A 21,804-nucleotide genomic window follows, 5' to 3' on the forward strand; every position below is an offset into this window, starting at 1 on the left:
CGGCGACACCGGCACATGGTAGGTAGCCTCTTCCCGTCATGACAGCCGCGGGCGGTCAGCCCGCTCCTCGCCGCGAGGGGTCAAGCAGTGGTCACCCAGGCCGGAACCGGACTAGCGCGTATCGCCATCGTCGCACCCACCCGGCGGCTCGATCTTGCCCTACCCGAGCACTTGCCGCTCGTCGGGCTCCTTCCAGCCGTTTTGCGCCAGACAGACGAAGACCCGTCGGACGGCGCCGTCCACGGTGGTTGGACCCTGCGCCGGGCCGACGGCAGTGTCCTGGACCTGTCCCGGACACTGGCCGCACAGGACGTACGCGACGGCGAGACGCTGCACCTGGTGCCGCGTCGTACCGACTGGCCGGAACTGGCGTACGACGACCTGATGGAGGCGATTGCCGACGGCGCCCGTCGGCGCGGCATCGCGTGGACTCCGGCCGTGACTCGGATCACGGGTCTCGTCGTCGCCGGCCTGCTGCTCATCCTCGGGCTGGCCGTCATCCTCTTCTCCGACAAACCCGGTTGGGCCGGCGGTGCGATCGCACTCGGTGCCGCGACCGTGCTGTTGGTCGCCGGGATCGCGCTGTCCCGGGCGCTGTCGGACTCGCTCGCCGGAGCCGTCCTCGCGGCACTCAGCATGCCGTACGCCTTCATGGGCGCTGCCCTGGTCATCGGATCGGGTGAGTCGGTCTGGGCGCTGGGTGCCCCACACGTGCTGCTCGGCTCGGCAGGCCTGTTGCTGGCCGCACTACTTGGCCTCCTGGGCGTGGGCGACGCCAGTCGGGTCTTCGTGGCGGGCGTCTTCACCGGTGTCTGCGGACTGACCGGTGGGCTGCTGGCCCTCAGCTCGCTCGACGCCGCGCAGGGGGCGGCCATCGTCATCAGCGTGGTGACCCTGCTCCTGCCGGCGATGCCGCTGATCTCCGTCCGACTCGGCAAGATGCCGATGCCGATGCTGCCCCGCACCGTGGACGACCTGCTACGCGACGACGAGCAGCCGAGCCGGGAGAAGGTCTACCAGGCCACCGCGCGGGCCGACGAGATGCTGACCGGCATGATGTTCGGCGCGGTCACGGTCACCGTCAGCTGCCTGGTGGTGCTGACCAAGGCCGGTACGGTCTCCGCGCTGCTCCTGGCCGGCATCGTCTCGCTCGGCTGCCTGCTGCGGGCCCGGTTGGTGGCGACGGTCCGGCACCGGGTGCCGCTGCTGGTCGCCGGGCTGACCGGGGTCGCCCTGGTTCCCCTGGTCGGTGCGGCCGGCACCTCGACGCTGGTCCGGGTGGTGGCCGTGCTGCCGCTGGCGCTGGTGGCCGCGGCTGTCGTGGCCAGCGCCGGACTGGTCTACAGTCGGCGCCCGCCGTCGCCGAGGTTGGCCCGGTTCGGGGACGTGCTGGACGTCGTCCTGCAACTGGCGGTGGTCCCGGTGGCCTGTAGCGTGCTCGGGCTCTACGCCTTCATGCGCGCCATCAACGGCTGAGTAGGTGCGGAATCGACCGCTGACCCGGCAGCGGGTCAGCGGTCGCTATCCGGCCCGGTACCGGGTCAGGCGGTCACCAGGTGCGGTCACTGGCCGGGGCGAGTTCGGTGCCCCGGATCAGCGCGACCACCGCCGCGTCGATGTTGGCACCGACGAAGAACTCCTCCGCCCAGTGCAGCATGAAGACCCGGCCCTGCGCGTCGATGACCAACTCGGACGGCCCGTCCTCGTTGTTGCCCAGCGGAAAGACCGGGTTGTCGTACTCCTCGGCGAAGCCGTGGGCGCCGTCGGTGGCCACCCCGCCCCGAGTGGGGTGCAGGTAGCTGGTGAACCCGGCCTCCGGCTCGCCGTTACGGCCGAACTGGGGCAGGCGCAGGCCACCGAACTCGGTCAGCGCGGCGCTCGCGGCCGGAAAGAACGTGAGTCCGGTGAGTTTTTCAGCGAAGCGGTTCCGCCAGTGGTCGACTGCGGCGGTGACCTCCCGGCCCGGGAACCAGCCCGCCTCCTCCAACACGTACCGCACATCCGGAGGGAAGCGGTTGTCGGCGGCGCGCTGTTGGGCGTACCGCTCAGCGATGACCGGGGCGGGCAGCGACGGCCACTGGGTCAGCTCGCCGGTCTCTCGGTCGATGACGACTCGTGGGGAGCCGGTCGCCATTGGTGGGCGGCTGGGGTCCGTCGGTGCCGGTGGCACCGCCCAGGCGACATAGCCGAGGTCGAACTCGTGTAGCCCCACCTCCGGTGACGGGCCGGGTCGATCGCCGGTCGCCCAGGCAAGGGCGAGGGCCAATGCCTCCTCGCGACTGATCATGGAATGCTCCCTGAAGTCGATTCCGGGCCCACCGGCCATCGTCGGGTGCCCATCGGGTTGGGTGCCGGCATCGGCGTACGCCTGCGATGCCTATCGTAGGCACGGCAGGTCCGGTGCCCCATCCGCGCCGGACCCACGCCAGGGGGAGGATGCGATGCCGTCGCGACGGGACCAGGTCCAGTCGTACCAGTTCTTCGTTCAGCGGATGACCTCCGCGTTGGTTGCCCGAGACCCGGACCCGGCCTCGGCGCCGTTCCGTCGTCTCGGCGGCGCGGGCCTCGGCGGCATCATGGTCGGGGTGATTTTCCTGGCCGCAGTGGGTGTGTACGGGCTCATCTTCCCCGGGGGTGCCTACCGCTGGAAGGAGGGCGGAACGGTCATCCTGGAGAAGGAGACCGGTACCCGCTACCTGTACCGGGAGGGCCGGCTGCACCCGGTGCTGAACTACGCCTCGGCACTGCTGGCGATGGAGTCGCCGGCCGAGACGCTGAGCGTGTCCCGCAACTCGTTGGTGGGTACCCCGCGCGGGCCGCGGATCGGCATTCCGGACGCGCCGGATGCGCTTCCCGATCCCAAGCGGATGCTCGGCGGGCCGTGGACCCTCTGCTCCCAGCCGGCCCGGGACGAGGCCGGTGCGCTCGTACCGACCACGGTCCTGACGGTGGGCCAGCGCCCGTCCGGTGGGCGGGACCTGGGCGACGCCGGACTGCTCGCCCGGGACAGCAAGACCAACCGGCTCTATCTGGTGTGGAACGACCACCGGTACGAGATCACCGACGAGAGCACCGTCCTGGAAGGGCTGACGATGCGCTCGGAGCCGGTCGTCTCGGTCGGTGGGGCCTGGCTCAACGCCCTCCCGGCGGGGGAGCCGATCAGCGTGCGAAAGGTCACCAACCGGGGCAACACCTCCCAGGCGCTCCCGGACGCACAGATCGGTCAGATCTTCGTGGTGGAGAGCCAGAACGGCAGCCGTCAGTACTACCTCGCCGAACGTAACAGTCTGGCCCCGTTGACCCAGCTGGAGGTCGACGTGCTGATGGCTGACAAGGCCACCAGCCAGGCGTACGACGGCGAGCAGCCGAAGGCCATCCCACTCAACGCCAACACGGCCGCGAGCGCGCCGAAGTCCGCGCCGCCTGCCGAGGGCAGCCATCGGGCACCCCAGCAGCGTCCGGAGATCGCCCGGTTGACCGGCGATCGCCCGGTGGTCTGCGCCGGGTACGAACCGGGCCAGACCGATCCACAGGTGCTACTGGACGCGCAGGTGCAGCCGGTGAAGGAGCCGGTGCGTACCGCGCAGCAGACCGGCGACGGCATTCCGCTGGCCGACCGGGTCGTGGTTCCGCCCGGATACGGGGTGCTGGTGTCCTCCATGCCCTCGCCGGACGCGCCGACCGGCACGCTCAACCTGGTGACCGACCTGGGCTACCGTTACCCGCTGGCATCGGAGGGGGTGCCCGGCATATTCGGTTACCAGGACGTCGAACCGGTTCGCCTGCCGGCCAGCCTGGTCGTCCGGGTACCCAGTGGTCCCGCATTGGACCCAGCGACGGCGAAACGCGCCATCGACCCTGAGTGACGCCGGCAACCAGCCGCCCTAGCGCGGGCTGGACTGCAACCGTTACCGTTCTGGACGACAGGTGGTGCGTAAGCGCCGTTGATTGACGCTTTCCGGGTGACCGGTGGGCAATCGAGCGAGGACGGGGGTGACTTCCGCCATGACGCAGATGAATACCGACACCGCCTTAATGGTGCAGACCGAGAAGGACGTCGACGGTGTCGCGGACCGGCTGACCGGCAACCTCAACCGGTTGATGGACGAGTTGGCGCCGTTGTACGACCAGTGGAAGGGCGCGGGTGCGGGTTCCTTCCACCAGGTGCGTGAGCGGTTCGACCAGGACATGGCGAAGCTGAACGTGGCACTGCGGGCAATCGCCGAGGCAGTCGGGTCTGCGGGTAAGGACTACGACGTCGCCGATGACGAGATCAAGTCCGAGATGGACTCGGCCGGTGCCACGGCTGGTCAGATCACCGCAGCACTGAAGCTCTGACCGGGGGAGGAATCTCGTGGAGATCCGCTACAACTTTCCGGCGCTGCAGATGGCGGCGGACAACTGCGCTGGTGCCAGCAAGAACCTGAACGGCGAACTGGAAGGCCTCAAGCAGGGCATCCAGCCGCTGCTCGCGAGCTGGGAAGGTGAAGCCCAGGCGGAGTACTACCGTCGGCAGAACGACTGGGAAGCGGCGGCCAACGACCTGCGCAGCCTGCTCGACCGGATCGAGAAGGCGCTGCGGGAGTCGGCAATCAAGATGCAGCAGCGGGAGAGCGCGAACAAGGCGAAGTTCCAGTAATCGCCGACATCGCGTGCTGGCCCGGTCCTTCGACCGGGCCAGCACCGTTTCCACGGGCTACTACCCATCTATACGGTGTGGCCCCACAGTCGACGTCAGTACGTCTCAGCCGGGCGGCAGCGAGCTGGGCACCCGGAAGAAGATCTCCTCCGGCTCGTCGATCTCCGGCCTCGGCGCGGGTGGGTTCGCCGGTCGGGCCGCCCGCCACCGCCGTCGCCGCCCGTACGGCAGCAGCAGGGTGGAGACCGCCAGTGCGAGAACGATGACTCCCACGCCCACCGCACCCCAGGCCGCCACCTGTCCGAAGGCCCGCCACCGGTCGGCTCGGGCGATCGCCGCCGGATCGTGGGGCGGATCCGGCAGGGGCGGCTGGCCGACCGGCGGGGCCGAGGTCAAGCGCTCGGTCACCGCCCGGTACGGATTCACGACGCCGTTTCCGTAGCCCTCCACCGGCCCACCCCGGGCCGGATCGGCAGTTGCCACGATCCGACGGGTCACCTCGTCCGCCGACAGTTTGGGTTCGGCAGCCCGGATCAGCGCGGCCGTGGCGCTCACCATCGGGGTGGCGAAGCTGGTGCCGGTCCAGTTCGCGTGTCCGAACAGCCGGGTCGCCGCAGTGATGTTTCCACCGGGTGCCATGACATCGACGTACGACCCGATCTGGGACTGGGTCACCCGCGCGCCGCGCTCGTCGATGGCACCGACGCCGATGACCCCGTCGTACGCGGCCGGGAACGGGACCGGATCGGGGCGTACGCCGTTCTGGTGCTGGTTGCCGGCGGCGGCGACCAGCACCACGTCCTTGGACCGGGCGTACTCGATCGCCGACTCGATGGAGTCGTCCGGTATGTAGAGCGTGACGGACATGTTGATGACCTGGGCGCCGCTGTCCACCGCCCGGCGGATGGCCCGGGCGAACAGTTCCGGGGTGATGGTCTCGCCCTTGGATTTGCCGCTCTGGTCCACTTCGCGTTCGCTGACCCGGATGGGCACGATCGTCACCCCGGGCGCGAGCCCTTGGAACCCGATGCCCTCCATCCGTTTCGCCGCGATGATGCTGGCGACCGCCGTGCCGTGGGAGACACAGTCGACGTCGCCACCGGGGCTACCCCGCAGCGCGTCGTATCCGGTCGACACCTGACCGGCCAGCTGAGGATGGTCGGGATCGGTGCCAGAGTCGATGACCGCCACCTTGACTCCGCTACCGGTGGTGAGAGTCCAGATGCGTTCCGGCGCGAACCACTTGTGGTGCCAGGGAGTTTGTCGAATGAACTCGCCCGGTTCCGCAGGGTTCTTGCAGGTGTCCGCTGCGGCGGCGGCCCGTACCTGCGGCACCGCGGCCTGCGCCGGTCGGGCCTGGACCGGTACGGCGGTACCGGCGGCCAGCAGAGCCGCTGTTGCCACCACCACGGACGTACGACGGCTGACGCCCATCGGCATGTTCACCTTTCCGTCCGAACAGCGTTGCTGCATCTTGACATCCTCTCCGCCCTGAAGGGCGGAGGTTCCCTCCACGCTGCGTGTGGAGCACGCGGCGTCCGGGTGGGTTACCGCTTCGCCGCGCGGTGCCGGGACGAGTCCCGGTCTTACCCGTGCTCCACGGTTGTTTGAGTTGTCCGCCTGTCCGGCGGCCAACACGTTGATGGCGGCGTTGACGTCCCGGTCGTGGGCTGCCCCGCAGTGGCAGTCCCACGTCCGGACGTTCAGGGGTCATCTTCTCGTTGATCCGGCCACACTGCGAGCACATACGGGTGGACGGGAAGAACCGGTCCACCCGGGCGAAGGTGCGCCCGTCGGGAGTTCCTCGTGAACCGGATCGCCTGCCGGTTGTCCTTCCGCGACCGAAACCTCGGCGGGGCAACCTTGCGACCCTTACGCTTGTCCGACAGCGAAGCGAAGAAATTGCGATACGCGGTGTTCAGGTCCGCCAAGGCCTGCTGCAACACCACCGCCGACACTCCGGAAAGCCACGCCCGCTCGGGTGTCAACTTCGCCTCGGTGATCACACGACGCGACAGCTCAGCGTCCGGAACGTACTTCTCGCCCGCAGCCTGGGCCTGTTGGCGCAGGCACAGCCCGTCGTTGAAAACCACCCGTGCGCACCCGAACGCCCGAGCCAGCGCGACCTGCTGGCCCGCCGTCGGGTACACACGGTAGTTGTAACGCAGCCGCACACGAGCACCCTATCGTTGGTTTATCGCTGGACTCGAAGGCATCCGTACTGGCAGAACCGTCCGGATTGAGGCACTGCTCGGGCCTTGGCGGCCTCCCAGCGCGGTCCTTTACCCAGCCCTGAAGGGCGGAGCACTGGCCCGCATTCCGGTAGCGGTCTCGGGACGGCCGCCCGACGAGCCGACGTTGCCAGCGTTCAGTATCGTCTGACTGTCGTGTCGTCAGTCTGCGGTGCGGCGAGAGGTGCGGACGTACGGGGGAGGACGTCATGGACACGCAGGGGCTGCGTGCCCGGGCTGACGAGCTCATGAGTCAGTTCGAGCGGATGCGATCCGGCGTCGGCGACCTACAGCAGAAGCTGAAGGCGGTGGCGGCCACCGTCACCTCTGACGACGGTCTGGTGAAGGCCACCGTCGGCCCGCGGGGCCACGTCATCCGGGTGGAGTTCGACCCACGCATCTATCGACGGCCGAACTCCAAGGAGCTTTCCACCACGGTCACCGAGACCATCCGGCGCGCCACCGAGAAGGCTATGGCCGAAGTGGAGGAACTGTGTCGGCCGTTCGTGCCCGACTCGCAGTTCCAGGCGTACATGGACCATGATCTAGAGGGCATCTTCCGCCAGCTCGACCGCGATCTCACGGGAGACGAGGACAAATGAGCGACAGCCACGAGACCATCGTCAATCCGACCGCGACGCGAAGCGGGGCCGGCGCGTTGGCAGCGGCCGGCGACACCCTGGCCGGACGATGGACCACCCTTTCCGCGACCATCACCAGCCTGAACAACGCCAAGCCCTGGGGCACCGACCAGTCGGGCGAGGAGTTCAACAAGAACTACCTGGCCGGCGACGAACCTCCGGCCACCCTGACGCTCGATGCCGGCAAGACGCTGGTCGAGCGGATGCAGCAGTTGGGACCGGACATCGCCGGAGCGGTAGACGGTACCGTCGATGTCGACGACATGGTCGACGGCTGGTTCGGCAAGGGCGACAAGTAGCGTCACGACTCAACTGACAGGCATCGGGCAAAGGGGCGGGCGGCTTGGCGATTCCCAATCCCAAGAGCACGCTGGGCGAGTACGCCTGGGTCTGGGACGCGATCTGCTGGGTCAGCGCTGGTGAGGCGTGGCCCACCGGCGACGAAGACAAGATGCGCGAGCTCTCCGAAGCCTGGACCCAGCTCTCCGAGGCGATCGGTGAAGCGCTCGGTGAGGGCGACGGCGCCGCCCTGCAGATCCTGGAAAACTGGGGTGGCAGTGCCGGTGGGGCGTTCGGCCAACTCTGGAGCCAGATCGGCGTCGGTCCGAACACCGGTCTGCCGGTGGTCCAGGAGGCCGCCGCCGCCCTTGGTGCCGGCTGCGACGCCGCCGCCTTGGAGATCGAGTACGCCAAGCTCACCGTCCTGATCGCCGTCATCATCACCGTCATCGCGGTCTTCGTCGCCCTGCTCATGGCGTGGCTGGGTGGCGTCTCGGCCGGAGCGATCCCCGGCATCCTGGCGGCGGGTCGCCAGGCCGTGACGGTGGCCTTCAAGCGCCTGCTCACCCAGCTCGGTCGGCAGTTGCTGACCAAGGCCGGCATGAAACTCGCCCTGCAGACGGCCATGCGTCAGATCGGGCAGCGCATCGCCCAGACCGGGCTGCGCAACGTCGGCCGGCACCTGGCGATCGAGCTCGCGCAGGAGATCGGCGAAGAGCTGATTATCGACATCGGCGCGCAGGCCTACCAGATGAACAGCGGTGAGCGCTCGGAGTGGGACACCAAGCGCACCCTCACCGCCGGCGTCGGTGGCGCCATCGGTGCTGTTCTCGGCGTCGGGCTGAACGCCGGCACCAAGTGGGCCCGTAACAACGTGGCACCGCGAATTCCGGTCAACTTCAGCCCGCCCAGCCTGAACTTCCCCGGCTCCGGGGTGATGCGCAACTCCCTCGCCTCCGGCATGCAGAACGCGGTGATCTCACCGGTAGCCAGCACCCTGGCCAACGGCATGGTCAACGGGCAGTGGCAGTTGCCGACCGGCGAGTCAATCCTCGGCGGCTTCACCAGCGGTGCCGGCCGGACCGGGTTGACCAACATCGGTACCAACATCGGTAACAGCCTCGCCGGGGTGACCAACAACCTCAGCGGGGCGGCCAACGTCACTCCCGGCAACACCGGGGTGGGCGAAAATGGCCCGAGCAACGCCGGAAACTTCAACGTCGGCGGGGCCAACACCGGCAACCTGGGTGGCAGTACCGGTACGGGCACGGGTGGCAGCACCGGCACGGGCGGCGGGACTGGTGCCGGTACGGGCGGTTCCAGCTCTGGAGGGTCATCCTCGGGCAGCGGCACGGGATCCGGCGGCACCAACTCGGGTGGTTCCTCGTCCAGCAGCGGTACGAACTCGGGTAGCGGCAGCGGCAGTGGCTCGAATTCGGGTGGATCCTCGTCGAACAGCGGCGGTTCGAGTTCAAGCAGTAGTTCAAGCTCAAGCAGTGGTTCGAGCACCGGTGGCAGCAACAGCGATGCCGGGAATACGGACAGCGGGCCGTCGACTGCCCCCAACACGGGCTCCGGGTCGATCACGCTCAGCCCGCCCGAGGTGGATGCCGCCGCTCCGGGCGCCACCGATACCGGCACGACCGATACCGGGCAGAGCACCAGCACCGACACCACACAGAGTGGCTCGCCAAGCGGCGACTCGTCATCGAAGACCCCGATCGGGGTTCCGGTGGGCGGCGAGCCCGTGACGGGCGGCAACTCCGACCAGGCGTCCTCCGGCACCCTACCGACGGGCGAGACGACGACGCCTCCGTCTGACGTCGGTCCGATCGGGAACACCACCGATACTCCGACCGTGGTGCCGGGGACGGGCACCGGCCCGACGACCTCCGGACCGGTCAACGCTGGCCCCACGACGGGCACCCCGGGGGGCACCACCACTCCGTCCACATCGACCCCTGCCACCGGGACCCCCGCCACCGGCACGCCGACCACGACACCGGCTACCACCAGCCCGACGACGGGCACGAACACCACACCGGGCACGGGCACGAACACGTCGCCGGGGAATTCCGGGAACACGGCGAACAGCCAATCGACCACCGGTGCGACGCGTACCAACGTATCGGTCACGCCCACGACTCCGGCCGGTACGACGGCACCCAACACCACAGCGCCGAACTCCGCTGGTTCCGTGTCCCTCACTCCGCCAGCCGGTCCGACCATGACCGGACAGTCGGTCGGCACGACACAGCATGGTGTGCCCAACCAGCAGAGCCCGACCAACCAGCCCGGGACCACCACCAACCAGCCGGCGACCGGTCAGCCGGCCACCAACCAGCCAGCAACCGGGCAGCCAGCCACGGGCCAGCCGGCGACGGGGCAACCGGTCAGCAGCCAGCCGACCACCCCTGGACCACAGGACCCGCGGAACACCGCGCCGAGCACCACCGAAGGACCGCGGGTTCCGGTTGCGGGCGGGCCGGTCCAGCAGGATGGTTCGCTGCCGGTGCCCCAGCAGAGTGGGGCCCCGGACACCACCCCACCGGGTACGACCAACGAGTCGTCGACCACCCCGGCGACACCCGACACCGACCCGACGAACCAAGAGTCGGATGTGGACAGCGATCCGGACGCGGTCGTCGTACCCGTGGTGGTGCCCGGCCTGTCGACGGGGCCGGACACCACCGCCGCGAACCCGGCTCCTCCGGCATCGACCGGGTCGGTGAACCCGGATAGTTTGCGCCGATCGACTGGTCCAACGGGCAAGGGCACGCACAGTTGGCAGCTTGATCCGACCACTGTGGAGGGCGATCCGACCGGCCCGGAGGCCGAGCAGGCGCTGATCGAGGCGTCGCGGACGATGGCCAAGGCCGTCCAGGAGGCGGTCAACGCCGGCAGCATCTCCAAGAAGAAGCAGCCGGGCATGGCCGGGGCGCTGATGATGCCGAACGGCGAAATCACCGTCCACACCAGCATGACGGCGGACAAGAGCACGACTCCGGCGACCCAGCCGTCGGTGCATCCGCTCCTGCAGACGTTGCTCAACCAGACCGCGCAGCAGCTGCCAAAGACCGGTGCCGGGCACGGCAAGTGCTCCGAGGTCGCCCTCATCTCCGACCAGCTGTACCAGCTCGAGCAGCAGTGGACCAACGAGGGCAAGTCGGGTACGTTCGAGGCGTACGCCCGGAGCAAGTTCGAGGGTGCGAAGATCGTCACCCATCAGCTCGGTCAGGCGTTCAGCGACGGCACCGAGTACAACCATGGTGACTACCGTCCGCCGTGCCGCTCCTGCGAGGTGTACGTACCCGCCCTGGGCATCCAGCCGATTGTCGACACGGAACGGTTCGTCACCCCGAATCCGCCGCCGGAGACCGGCGTCCCCGGCAACGGTCAACCGCTGGTCGACTCCCGCCCGTACGGGGATCCGCAGGGCCTGATCCCGCCGGCCGAAACCGACCAGCAGGCGCTGCAGAACGAGGTCCCGACCGGGCCGGACAACCAGCCGGAGGTCCACCCCGATCCCCGGGTGGGCCAGTGGGCGAACCTGGTCAACGACGGCGGCCCGACGAACCCTGGACGGGACAACAACTGCGCCGACGTCGGCCTGTCGTTCCTCTCCACCTGGTACGGCGATCCGCAGGTCGCGGCCAGCGCCGCCGACCCGACGACCATGGAGGCGGGCAGCACCGCCCGCCAGCAGCAGGTGCTGGGTGCCAACTTCGACTCCCACGGCACCGGCACTGCCGCGTTGGACGCCATCGCCGACCGACTTCGTCAGGCCGGGCCGGGCTCGTCCGCGCTCATCATCACCAGCTGGACCGCCGAGGTCGGTGGCGGCGCCCACACCTGGAACGCGGTCAACCACAACGGCACCATCATCTGGGTCGACGCCCAGATCAGGGTCGTTTCCGACACCGGCCCGATCCACACCACCGGAGTCGACGGGGTCTGGTCCATCACCCTCGACGCCAACGGCGACCCGTACGCGCCGCCGGCGGCCGCCGCGCCCACGGTCGGTGGCACCAGCGGAGACAGTCGTACCCAGACCGGGCGGCCCGGTGCCACCACCGACCGGGCCGGTACGACGGACACGGCCGGTACGACGGACACAGCCGGGCCATCCTCGACCGGCGAGGCCGATATCGATGGCTCCCTGCCCTCCGCGCCGGAGCAGAGCGGCAACACGGATCAGTCCGACCCGGACGCCGATCCAGACGCGGACGTCGATTCGGACACAGATGCTGATCCAGACGCCGACGCCGACGGCGACTACTCGGGCTTCCCCTCGTTGGCGGACACCCGGCAGTTCGGCCCGGATCTACTCGCCCCCATCGAGGATCCACAGTTCCAGGCGGATCTGGAACAGAGTCTCCAGACCCCGGACGGCTTCGAGACCTGGGCCGACCCGTCGAGCCACCCGTACGGCCAGTTGATCAATGATGGTGGGACGACGCAGCCCGGCCGCAGCAACAACTGCATCGACGTCGCGCTGGCAGCGCTTTCCAGCTTCTTCGGTGATCCTCAGGTCGCGGCACCCCGCTGGGCGGATGTCAACCCCGACGGCAGCATCGAAACGGTGCTCGGCGAACTCGACGGCGACGCCCGAGCAGCGGACTGGATCGGCGGCGAGTGGACGCCACTGCCCGACGACATGCCAGGCACGCCGGCCGAACGGGCGGCAGCCGTTGCGCAACAGTATGCCGATCTGCACCAGCAGATCGCCGATGCCGGCCCGGGCTCCGCCGCGCTGGTGATCGCCAACTGGGTGGGGTACGACGAGAACGGCGATCCTCTGGTCGACGAGGATGGCAACGTCCTCGGCGAGGGATCGCATGCCTTTGTCGTGGTCTACCCGATGGATGCCGACGGCCCGGTGTGGTGGGATCCACAGGACGGGAGCACCTGGACACAGCCGCCGGCAGACTATGTGGCGGACACGCACACGCTCGACTCGATGATCGTGCCGGACGGAGGGGTGAACCATGACGGAGGACGAAGCCCGGGCACTGATCAGCCGGCTGCTCGGCACGCCAAACCAGATAGCGTTGCACCCGTTCGAGGCGGGCTGGCTGGCCCGGGAGATCCTGCCGCCGGACCAACGAGCCCGGGGGATTCACGTGGGTCAGGGGAGCTTCGTCATCGACCGGAGCGGAGTCGTGACAGCGCACCCGAGTCTGCCCCCACGACTGATCATGAAGCGGTACAACCAGGCGCGCCAGGAGGGCCGGATAACCGGCCGGCAGGTGTGGCCGGAGGCCGATCCGACGGGCTGACCGGCGACCCCGTCGGGCCGGTCGTCGACGCACAGCCGCGAAGCGATGTCGCCGAGAGCGGCCAGGACAGCGATGTAGCTGCCGTCGATCGTGGTCAGGACGGTAGCGTATCGACGCAGGAACGGATCACCGCCAGCGCGATTCCCAATACCGCCTTCCACGGCGAAGGCCGACCCCAGGCCGAGCCGCAGGCCGTGCTGGACCAGGCCCGGCTGGCCATCCGGAACGTGGCGGCGCACGCCGGGGTCCGCAGTGTGGCGGCGCTGCCCGATGGCACCTACCTGGTGACCCGTTCCAACAACAGCCAGTTCATCCTGGAGCTGACCACCGGCCCGGTCGCCGACCGCGCCGTGGTGACGAGCGAGTTCCGCCCGGACGGTACGGCGCTCGTCACCGTCTCCGACCGGGCCGCTGATTCGGTGATCGAGCGTGGTCTGGCTCACGAGGTCGCCGAGCTGGCCAGCCTCAACCAGCCGACCGCCCCCGACGCGCCGGTCGTCGAGCCGCTGAGTTCTGCCGATGTCGCCGAGTTGGTGACCATGGGGCACCAGGTGGCGACCGCTGACCGGTGGTCGGCAGCGGCGGCGCGGCGGGAGTTGGCCGTGTTGATCGACCGACTGGGGCTCCGCGAGGGAATGCTCGGTGCCGATCAGCGCATCGCCGCCCTGCCACCACAGGCGCAGGCGATCATCACCGAGCAGTACGGTGGCCGCGCGGCGAACGCCGCCGACCGTTCCCAGCTTCGTGCCGATCGGCGGAACGCCACCCCGGCGTCTACCTCCACGGATTCCCGGCCGACCGGGCTGCCTCGGCTTCGTACGTACACTGCGGCGCATCTGGTGGCGACGGGCCTCACCGGCGCAGCAGCCGCGGCGGCCGCCTTGTACGCCACGGGCAATGCGATGGCCGCGCTCATCAGTGGGGCGGGTGCGGCGGCGGCTGCTCTGGCAACCGGGCCGATCAAGTGGGCGGCCAAGCGTGCCGGGCTCGCGGCCGAGGACCGTCGAGCCAGGTACGACGCCCGACAGAGTGCTCGGGCCGCCGCCGAGACCGACATCACCACGGGTACGACACTCGCCGACGGCACCGCCGGGGCGACCAACGTGGCGGAACAGCTCGACCAGACGGTCTCCGGGCTCGACCAGCAGGTGTCGGCGCTGCAACAGCGATTGAGCGACAACGAGCGGCGGCAGCGCCTGATGGGAACGCCCCGTCGGTTCCCATCCGCCAACACCAATACCAATACCAACACCGGCCAGAACCCGACCGGTCCCAATTCGGTGTCGACCGGTGGTACCACCCAGGGACCGGATGGAGCAGGTAACCCGAGCAGCCCACCCGCCACCGGGCTGACCCCGCACGAGCAGGGCCGGATCGCCGAGCTGCGGAACCTCGCCGTCCAGTACGACACAGCGTCCCGCTGGTCTCGTCCGGCTGTGGGGCGCGAGATCAAGGCATTGCTGGACAGCCTCGGGTTGCGTCAGAGTAATCCTGGTGCGGAGCAGCGGCGCGCGTTGCTGCCCGATGATGTTGCTCCGATCATCCAGCGGTTTGGCGAGTCGGTTAGACACACGATCCGCGAGCGGTTGCGCGTGGTCTCCGACCGGCTTCCGGCCGAGGGGCAGCGCCCGGCGAAGGTCGCGCCCTGGTGGATGTCGATAGTGGAGAACCTGCCCGGCATGGCGACCGCCGGCACGATCGCCACCGTTGCTGGTGTGATCGTCGGCGACCTCACCCTCGGCTTCGCCGGTATCGCGGGTGCACTCGCCGCCGCTGCCGCCTCCACGGTCAACGATCCGATCATCGCCCGTCAGGAGGCGGCTGCCAAGGACGCCCGCGAGGCGTGGGACGACGCCCATCCATCTATGTCGGCCGACGCCCTTCTCGATCAGGCGGCGGATGCCATCGCGGCGCCGATCGCCGAGGTGACGGCGCGGGCCGAGAACGCGGTCAACCGCGTGTCCGACCTGGAGCAGCGGGTCGGCGAGTTGGAGCAGCGGCTGGCAGAGTCGCACCGCCGGCAGGGTCTGCTGGAGGGAGTACGGCGGCTGTTGCTCGGCGATCCCGCCACCCCTACCGCAACGACCAGCAACACCGGCCCGACGACCAACACCGGGGGCGGGCAGCCGAGTTCGAACGTCGTACCGGCCGTACCGGGCGGCAACGTGGCCCCGGCCCAGCCCGGTACCGCTCCATCGGTCAACCCGACGGAGACGGCAGCCCTGGACCAAATCGCGGCACTTGCCGCGCAGCATGCCGCGGCGCGACCGCTGGCCCGCCCGGCGATCGCCCGGCAGATCCGGGCACTCGTGGACCAGTTGGGCATGCGTACCGACACGCCGGGCTACGAGCAGCGTCGTGCCCTGCTGCCGTCGGAACTCTCGCCGGTTGTGGAGCGGTTCGGCAAGCCGGGCCTGTTCGATCTTCGTACCCGCTTCGGCCCTCGGCCGCCAGTCGGTGCCGCCGACGGCACGACCCGGCCGGGCAACGTGCCCCACTGGGGGGTGTTCGCGGTCGAGCAGACCGCCGGTCCGGTCGCGCAGGCTGGTGTGACCGTCGGTATGGCTGCCTCCCTCCAGGCACTGGCCTCGGCGATCGCCGGTCCGGTCAACATGCTTGCTGGAGGGCTTGTCTCGCCGCTGCGCGACATGTTGCTCAAGCGGGTCGAGGCGAGAGTCAAGGACGCCCGCCGGGAGTGGGACCTCGCCCGGCCATCGCCGGAGACCGGGGCCCGGGTGGACCGGTTGTCCGGACCGGCGGTCACCGCCGTCACCGAAGCCACGAACCGGGTCGACCAGGTGGCCGCGCAACTGGCGGACATTACGGCAACCGTGGATGCCATGACCGACCAGACCGGCACTCCGAATGGTCAGACGACCCCGGCTGGTCAGACCACGCCGACGAGCCCAACGAGCCCGAGTCCCACCACGCCGACGAGCCCAACGACACCGAGTCCCACCACCGGTACGAATGCCGACCCCAACGCGCCCGCGCCACTGACCCGGGCCGACTCCTGGGAGTTGCAGACCGCCGCGCACCATGTGCGTACGGCCAACAAGTGGGCGGCGAAGCCGGCCCTGCGTGAGCTATGGACGATCATCGACCGAATGGGCCTGCGCGACGGCATGCTCGGTGCGGCCGATCGGGTGGCCCAGCTTTCGCCTGAGGCGCAGCAGGTGGTTGCCGAGTTCGGCGGAGACCGCTCCGGCCGTCCGCAGCAGCTCAAGACGGTGCAGGCGGACCGGCGGGCGGCCGCCGACCCACGTCCGAGCGGCCTTCCGCCACTACGGACGTACCTGGTCTCCAGCTTCGCGACGACGATGTCGGCGGCGGCGGCCACGACCGCGGTGGCTTCGCTCCTGTCCAGCCCACTGGCCCCGGTGATTCCGATTGCCGCCTTGGCGGCGGCACCGGTCATTGGCATCGCGAAGTGGCACGCGAAGCGTATGGGTCTTGCCGTGGACGACCGGCGGTCGCGGTTCGACGCTCGGAGTGACGCCCGAGATGTTGCCAACCGGGTCGACCAGGTCGTCGACCGGTTGACCCAGCCGGTGGCGGAACTCGAACAGGCGGTGGACCGGCTCGACACCGAACTCACCTCGGCGGAGCAGGCCACCACGGCGTTGGGCGATCGGCTTGCGGAAAGCCACCGTCGCACCGGCCTGCTGTCCCGGTTGTTCGGTACGCAGAACAACCAACAGCAGTCCAACACCCCGCCCTCGACGGGGGACCCCGGCAATCCGGCGAACCCGGACCCGAGCAACCCAGATCCGAATAATCAGGATCCGGGCAGTGGGGGTGGTCGGATCACGGCTGCTGCGGTGCCGGGTTCGTCGTTCCATGGGTTGGGTCGTGCTGGTGCGGATCCGGCTGCGGTGTGGGCTGCGGCTCAGGCGGCGGTGACGTCGGTGGCAGGTGCGGCCGGCGTGGCGCAGATCGTGCAGGTCGCTGACGGTCTTTATGAGGTGCGGCCGGTGTCCGGGCCGTCGTTGCGGGTGCAGCTGACGGTTGGTCCGTTGGACGGTGGTGTGGTCGCGCAGACGGTGCGGAACGGGGATGGCAGTTTTACTGTCACGGTTTCGGACCGTGCTGTTGATGGTGTGGTGGCTCGTGCGTTGGCGCATGAGGTTGCCGAGTTGGCCGCGTTGCAGACGATGGGGACTTTGGATTCCGTTCCCCTTGATCCGGGTAACGTTGCTGGTTTGATTGATCCGGCTGGGTTGAGTGCGCATGACCATGGTCGGATGGCGGAGATCCGGATTCTTGCTGACCAGTACAGCACTGCGGATCCGGCACAGCGGTTGGCGATCCGTTCGGAGATCGCCGCGTTGGTGGATCATCTTGGGTTGCGGCCAGAGGTGCCGAATGCCGCGTCTCGCTGGTCGTTGTTGCCAGCGGATGTGTTTGTCAATCTCATGCAGTTGACGGTGTCTGCGGTGTCCCCGGCGCAGGTCGCTGTGGTGTTGCGTGGTGCGCCGGATCTGACTGAGTCGCAGCGTTGCCAGTTCTATGACTATTGGCATCGGGCGTCGGATTCGGGAACGCCGTTGTCCGAGTCGGATTTGGCGGCTCGGTTGCATGAGCTGGCGGTGTCTGCCGAGACGACCCAGAGCAGTCTGCCGAGGTTGCCTTCATCGGCTGGGCAGATTGTTGGGTTGCCGGCGCACCTGCTGGATCAGGTGCGGGCGGTGGATCCGCAGTTGGCGGATCGGCTTGCTCGGGAGGGTGTGTACGTCGATCTGAAGGGTCGGTTCGATCTGCGGCCGTACGCGCCGGTTGGTTCGCCGGAGATCAAGGTCGACGGCGGGGAGGTGGCGTTCGACCTGTCGACGGAGGCGGGTCGGCAGGCACTGCTTTGGGAGGATCGGGCGCGGGCTCGTTCGGCGGTGCGGGTCGAGGCGGCGAATGATCCGGCGAAGTTGGCGTTGTTGTCCACCCACGATTTCCACTATGTGGGTGATTCCCGGGTGATGATGATGGTCCCGGACGTGTTGACGGCGGCGCTGCGCAATATGTCCCCGTACGCCGATGTCGCGGTGTCGCAGGAGGGCGGCCCGACCGGGGTGTATCCAGGAGAGACCACTGCGGTCGCCGACCGGGTGATGCTGCCCGCGCAGCAGGCCGGCAGGCCGGCAATCCAGTACGGCCGCCCGGTCGACTCACAGACTGGTCAGCCGCTTCCGCTGTGGAACGGCCAACCGGTTCGGGAGCAGGTGCAGCAGGGCGCGCTCAGCGACTGTGGCATTCTCGCCAGCTTCGGCGCGGTCGCCGGACACAACCCGTCCCTGATGAGCCAGATGTTCCAGCCGAACGCCGACGGCACCGTCGACGTGTTCCTGCACGAAAGCACCGGTCCGAGTGATCACACCACGCCGACCGGCCGTCAGTTGCGGATCACGGTGACCCCGGATGTTCCGGTGCCTTCAAATGCGCCGGGCAACTCTGCCTATGCCAACCAGGCCGCTGTCGGTACCGCCTGGGCGTCGCTGCTGGAGAAGGCGCTGGCCGCTGTCGACCGGACCTGGTCCGACACACAGCGCGACGCCTGGCAGGCCAGGTGGCGTAACTGGAACCCGAACGCCACAGACCAGGCCGCGCCGCTCGGCTACGCCCGGCTCAACGTCGGCAGCAGCCCGACGATGCAGGCCGAGCTGCTCACCCAGTTGACCGGGGAACCCGCTCGGGCTGGAGACTTCGATCCGACCCCGGGCCAGGAGCACGTCACCGAGGCACTGTTGACCCAACTACTCGCCGTCGACAGCCCGGTGGTGGTGAGCACCAACGGGAAGAATGCGTACCCGGAGAATGTGCGGAACAACCTGCCACACGGCCTGGTCGCGGGCCATGCCTACGAACTGGTGAGTATCACCAACGGGCAGGTGCAGCTGCGTAATCCGTGGAACTCGCGGCACCCGACGCTCATGTCAGTACGCGAATTTCTCGACATCATGTCGCCGTACTACGTCCACCTCGACCGGCAACCCACTTCGCCAACCACGCAGGTCTCCGCGCCGCCGACCAACGCAGAAGCGGTGAAGGATGCGGCGGATAGCCACCGGTCGACGGCGAACTCTGAACTGCCTGGTGAGGCTGGTCGGATTACGGCTGCTGCGGTGCCGGGTTCGTCGTTCCATGGGTTGGGTCGTGCTGGTGCGGATCCGGCTGCGGTGTGGGCTGTGGCTCAGGCGGCGGTGACGTCGGTGGCTGGTGCGGCTGGCGTCGCGGGGATTGTTCAGGTCGGTCACGGCCAGTATGAGGTGCGGCCAATGTCCGGGCCGCCGTTGCGGGTGTGGTTGACCGTTGGTCCGTTGGACGGTGGCGTGGTGGCGCAGACCGTTCGAAATGTGGACGGTAGTTTTACTATCACGGTTTCGGATCGTGCTGTTGATGGTGTGGTGGATCGTGCGTTGGCGCATGAGGTTGCCGAGTTGGCCGCGCTGCAATCCATGGGAACTCTCCACAATGCTCCGCTTGATCCGGGTAATGTCGCTGGTTTGATTGATCCGGCTGGGTTGAGTGCGCATGACCATGGTCGGATGGCGGAGATCCGGATTCTTGCTGACCAGTACAGCACTGCGGATTCAGCACAGCGGTTGGCGATCCGTTCGGAGATCGCCGCGTTGGTCGATCATCTGGGACTTGCACCCGGCACGATGCACGCACCCTCGCGTTGGGCGTTGTTGCCGGCGGATGTATTCGCACAGGTGATGCGGCTGACGGTGTCGAAGGCGTCGTTGCTTCCCGTTGCCGAGGTGTTGCGTGGCGGGGCGAATCTGACTGAGTCGCAGCGTTGCCAGTTCTATGACTATTGGCATCGGGCGTCGGATTCGGGAACGCCGTTGTCCGAGTCGGATTTGGCGGCTCGGTTGCATGAGCTGGCGGTGTCTGCGGAGACTTCGCAGGGTAGTTTGCCGAGGTTGCCTTCATCGGCTGGGCAGATTGTTGGGTTGCCGGCGCACCTGCTGGATCAGGTGCGGGCGGTGGATCCGCAGTTGGCGGATCGGCTTGCTCGGGAGGGTGTGTACGTCGATCTGAAGGGTCGGTTCGACCTGCGGCCGTACGCGCCGGTTGGTTCGCCGGAGATCAAGGTCGACGGCGGGGAGGTGGCGTTCGACCTGTCGACGGAGGCGGGTCGGCAGGCACTGCTTTGGGAGGATCGGGCGCGGGCTCGTTCGGCGGTGCGGGTCGAGGCGGCGAATGATCCGGCGAAGTTGGCGTTGTTGTCTACCCACGATTTCCACTATGTGGGTGATTCCCGGGTGATGATGATGGTCCCGGACGTGTTGACGGCGGCGCTGCGCAATATGTCCCCGTACGCCGATGTCGCGGTGTCGCAGGAGGGCGGCCCGACCGGGGTGTATCCAGGAGAGACCACTGCGGTCGCCGACCGGGTGACCCTGCCCGAGGTGAAGTCGAACCGGCCGCGGATCACCTATGGTCGTCCGGTCGACTCACAGACCGGTCAGCCGTTCCCGCTCTGGAACGGCCAACCGACCCGCGAACAGGTGCAGCAGGGCGGGCTGGGGAACTGCGGCATCCTCGCCACCTTCGCGTCGCTCGCTGGTCACAACCCGTCGGTGATCGGCCGACTCTTCCACCCGAATGCCGACGGCACCGTCGACGTGTTCCTGCACGAGAGCACCGCACCCGGCAGTAACACGACTCCGACCGGCCGCCGTCTACGCATCACCGTGACGCCAGACGTACCGGTCCCGGCAAACGCACCTGGGAACTCGGCCTACGCCAACCAGGCCGCTGTCAGTGCGGCCTGGGCGTCGCTGCTGGAGAAGGCGCTGGCCGCTGTCGACCGGACCTGGTCCGACACACAACGCGACGCCTGGCAGGCCAGGTGGCGTGGCTGGAACCCCAACGACACGGATCGGGCCGCCCCGCTCGGCTACGCCCGGCTCGACGTCGGCAGCACCCCGACGATGCGGGCCGAACTGCTTACCCAGTTGACCGGAGAACCTGCTCGGATTGGAGACTTCGACCCGACCCCGGGCCAGGAGCACGTCACCGAGGCGCTGCTGACCCAGCTGCTCGGCGTCGGCAGCCCGGTGCTCGTTGGTAGCCGAGGAACCGATGCGTACCCGGCCCATCTGCGTAACAACCTGCCGCACGACTTGGTCGCGGGTCACGCGTACGAGGTGGTCGGCGTCAGTAACGGGCAGGTGCAGCTGCGCAACCCGTGGAACTCGCGGCACCCGACACCAATGTCGGTACGCGAATTCCTCGACCTGATGTCATCGGGCTACACCCACCTCGACCGGCAGCCCGCCCCGCCGGCACCGCCAACGACGGTGACCACCCCGCCGGTGGCACCGGTGGTTCCGCCGATGCCGCCCGCGCCGCCGGTCGTGCCGCCGATGCCGCCCGCGTCGCCGGTCGTGCCGCCGCAGGGTGCCCCGTCGGTACGACCGGCACCGCACGGACTGGGTCGGACCAACATCGAAGAGTACGCGTACAACTTTGTCTACTACGCCCGGCTATCGGCGGAAGGTACGGTTGATGGCCTGATCGTGGTCGAGTGGGGGCCGCAGGGACAACGGTCGGCCCAGTGGACGACCGACCAGCAGGCGGGCGGCCCGGGGGCGGCAGCCGGCGGCATCGGTGGCTCACGGCCGGTCGGTCGGGCGGAAGCGGAACGGATCGCCCGAGAGGTACTCGGCTTCGAACTGCCAGACGAGCCGACACTGCACGACATGTTGGGTGGGTGATGATCCCGTGAGAGGTGG

Annotated in this window: 10 protein-coding genes; 7 read left to right on the plus strand and 3 right to left on the minus strand. The window is 68.6% G+C overall.

Annotated features, from left to right (window positions below; genetic code table 11):
- Positions 1-87 precede the first annotated feature (87 nt).
- The gene (eccD, locus tag ACWDV4_RS20525; RefSeq protein ID WP_449981157.1) at positions 88-1,476 is read left to right on the plus strand and encodes a type VII secretion integral membrane protein EccD; all 1,389 of its coding nucleotides are present in this window, start codon (positions 88-90) and stop codon (positions 1,474-1,476) included.
- Positions 1,477-1,549: 73 nt separating this feature from the next.
- Here the strand turns inward: eccD and ACWDV4_RS20530 are convergent, their stop codons facing one another.
- Positions 1,550-2,287 (minus strand): SUKH-3 domain-containing protein, encoded by a 738-nt coding sequence (locus tag ACWDV4_RS20530; RefSeq protein ID WP_449981159.1) that lies wholly within the window; start codon positions 2,285-2,287, stop codon positions 1,550-1,552.
- 154 nt (positions 2,288-2,441) lie between these two features.
- On the opposite strand from ACWDV4_RS20530, the gene eccB reads away from it, so the two are divergent.
- The 3 genes from eccB to ACWDV4_RS20545 all read left to right on the plus strand — a co-directional run bounded on the left by eccB (position 2,442) and on the right by ACWDV4_RS20545 (position 4,639).
- The gene (gene eccB / locus ACWDV4_RS20535) at positions 2,442-3,866 is read left to right on the plus strand and encodes a type VII secretion protein EccB (protein WP_449981161.1); all 1,425 of its coding nucleotides are present in this window, start codon (positions 2,442-2,444) and stop codon (positions 3,864-3,866) included.
- Between the two features lie 148 nt (positions 3,867-4,014).
- The gene (locus ACWDV4_RS20540; protein ID WP_449981199.1) at positions 4,015-4,338 is read left to right on the plus strand and encodes a WXG100 family type VII secretion target; all 324 of its coding nucleotides are present in this window, start codon (positions 4,015-4,017) and stop codon (positions 4,336-4,338) included.
- A gap of 16 nt (positions 4,339-4,354) precedes the next feature.
- Positions 4,355-4,639, plus strand: coding sequence for a WXG100 family type VII secretion target (locus ACWDV4_RS20545; protein ID WP_449981162.1), 285 nt, complete (start codon positions 4,355-4,357; stop codon positions 4,637-4,639).
- Between the two features lie 105 nt (positions 4,640-4,744).
- Here the strand turns inward: ACWDV4_RS20545 and mycP are convergent, their stop codons facing one another.
- The gene (mycP, locus tag ACWDV4_RS20550) at positions 4,745-6,073 is read right to left on the minus strand and encodes a type VII secretion-associated serine protease mycosin (RefSeq protein WP_449981201.1); all 1,329 of its coding nucleotides are present in this window, start codon (positions 6,071-6,073) and stop codon (positions 4,745-4,747) included.
- Positions 6,074-6,342: 269 nt separating this feature from the next.
- Positions 6,343-6,813 carry a helix-turn-helix domain-containing protein gene (locus tag ACWDV4_RS20555; RefSeq protein WP_449981164.1) on the minus strand — a complete coding sequence of 157 codons (471 nt, stop codon included), beginning with the start codon at positions 6,811-6,813 and terminating at the stop codon, positions 6,343-6,345.
- Positions 6,814-7,079: 266 nt separating this feature from the next.
- Here ACWDV4_RS20555 and ACWDV4_RS20560 point away from each other — a divergent pair, with 266 nt between their 5' ends.
- Genes ACWDV4_RS20560 through ACWDV4_RS20570 form a run of 3 tightly spaced genes read left to right on the plus strand, consistent with a single transcriptional unit; the run spans position 7,080 to position 21,786 of the window.
- Entirely contained in the window at positions 7,080-7,472 is a 393-nt protein-coding gene (locus ACWDV4_RS20560; RefSeq protein ID WP_449981166.1) for a YbaB/EbfC family nucleoid-associated protein, read from the plus strand.
- The gene (locus tag ACWDV4_RS20565) at positions 7,469-7,810 is read left to right on the plus strand and encodes a hypothetical protein (RefSeq protein WP_449981168.1); all 342 of its coding nucleotides are present in this window, start codon (positions 7,469-7,471) and stop codon (positions 7,808-7,810) included. Before ACWDV4_RS20560 ends, ACWDV4_RS20565 begins: the two co-directional genes overlap by 4 nt.
- A gap of 44 nt (positions 7,811-7,854) precedes the next feature.
- A complete protein-coding gene (locus ACWDV4_RS20570; protein ID WP_449981170.1) occupies positions 7,855-21,786 on the plus strand; it encodes a toxin glutamine deamidase domain-containing protein in 13,932 nt (4,643 codons plus the stop codon).
- The last annotated feature ends 18 nt before the right edge of the window (positions 21,787-21,804 follow it).

The sequence above is a fragment of the Micromonospora sp. NPDC003197 genome (genome assembly GCF_053590565.1).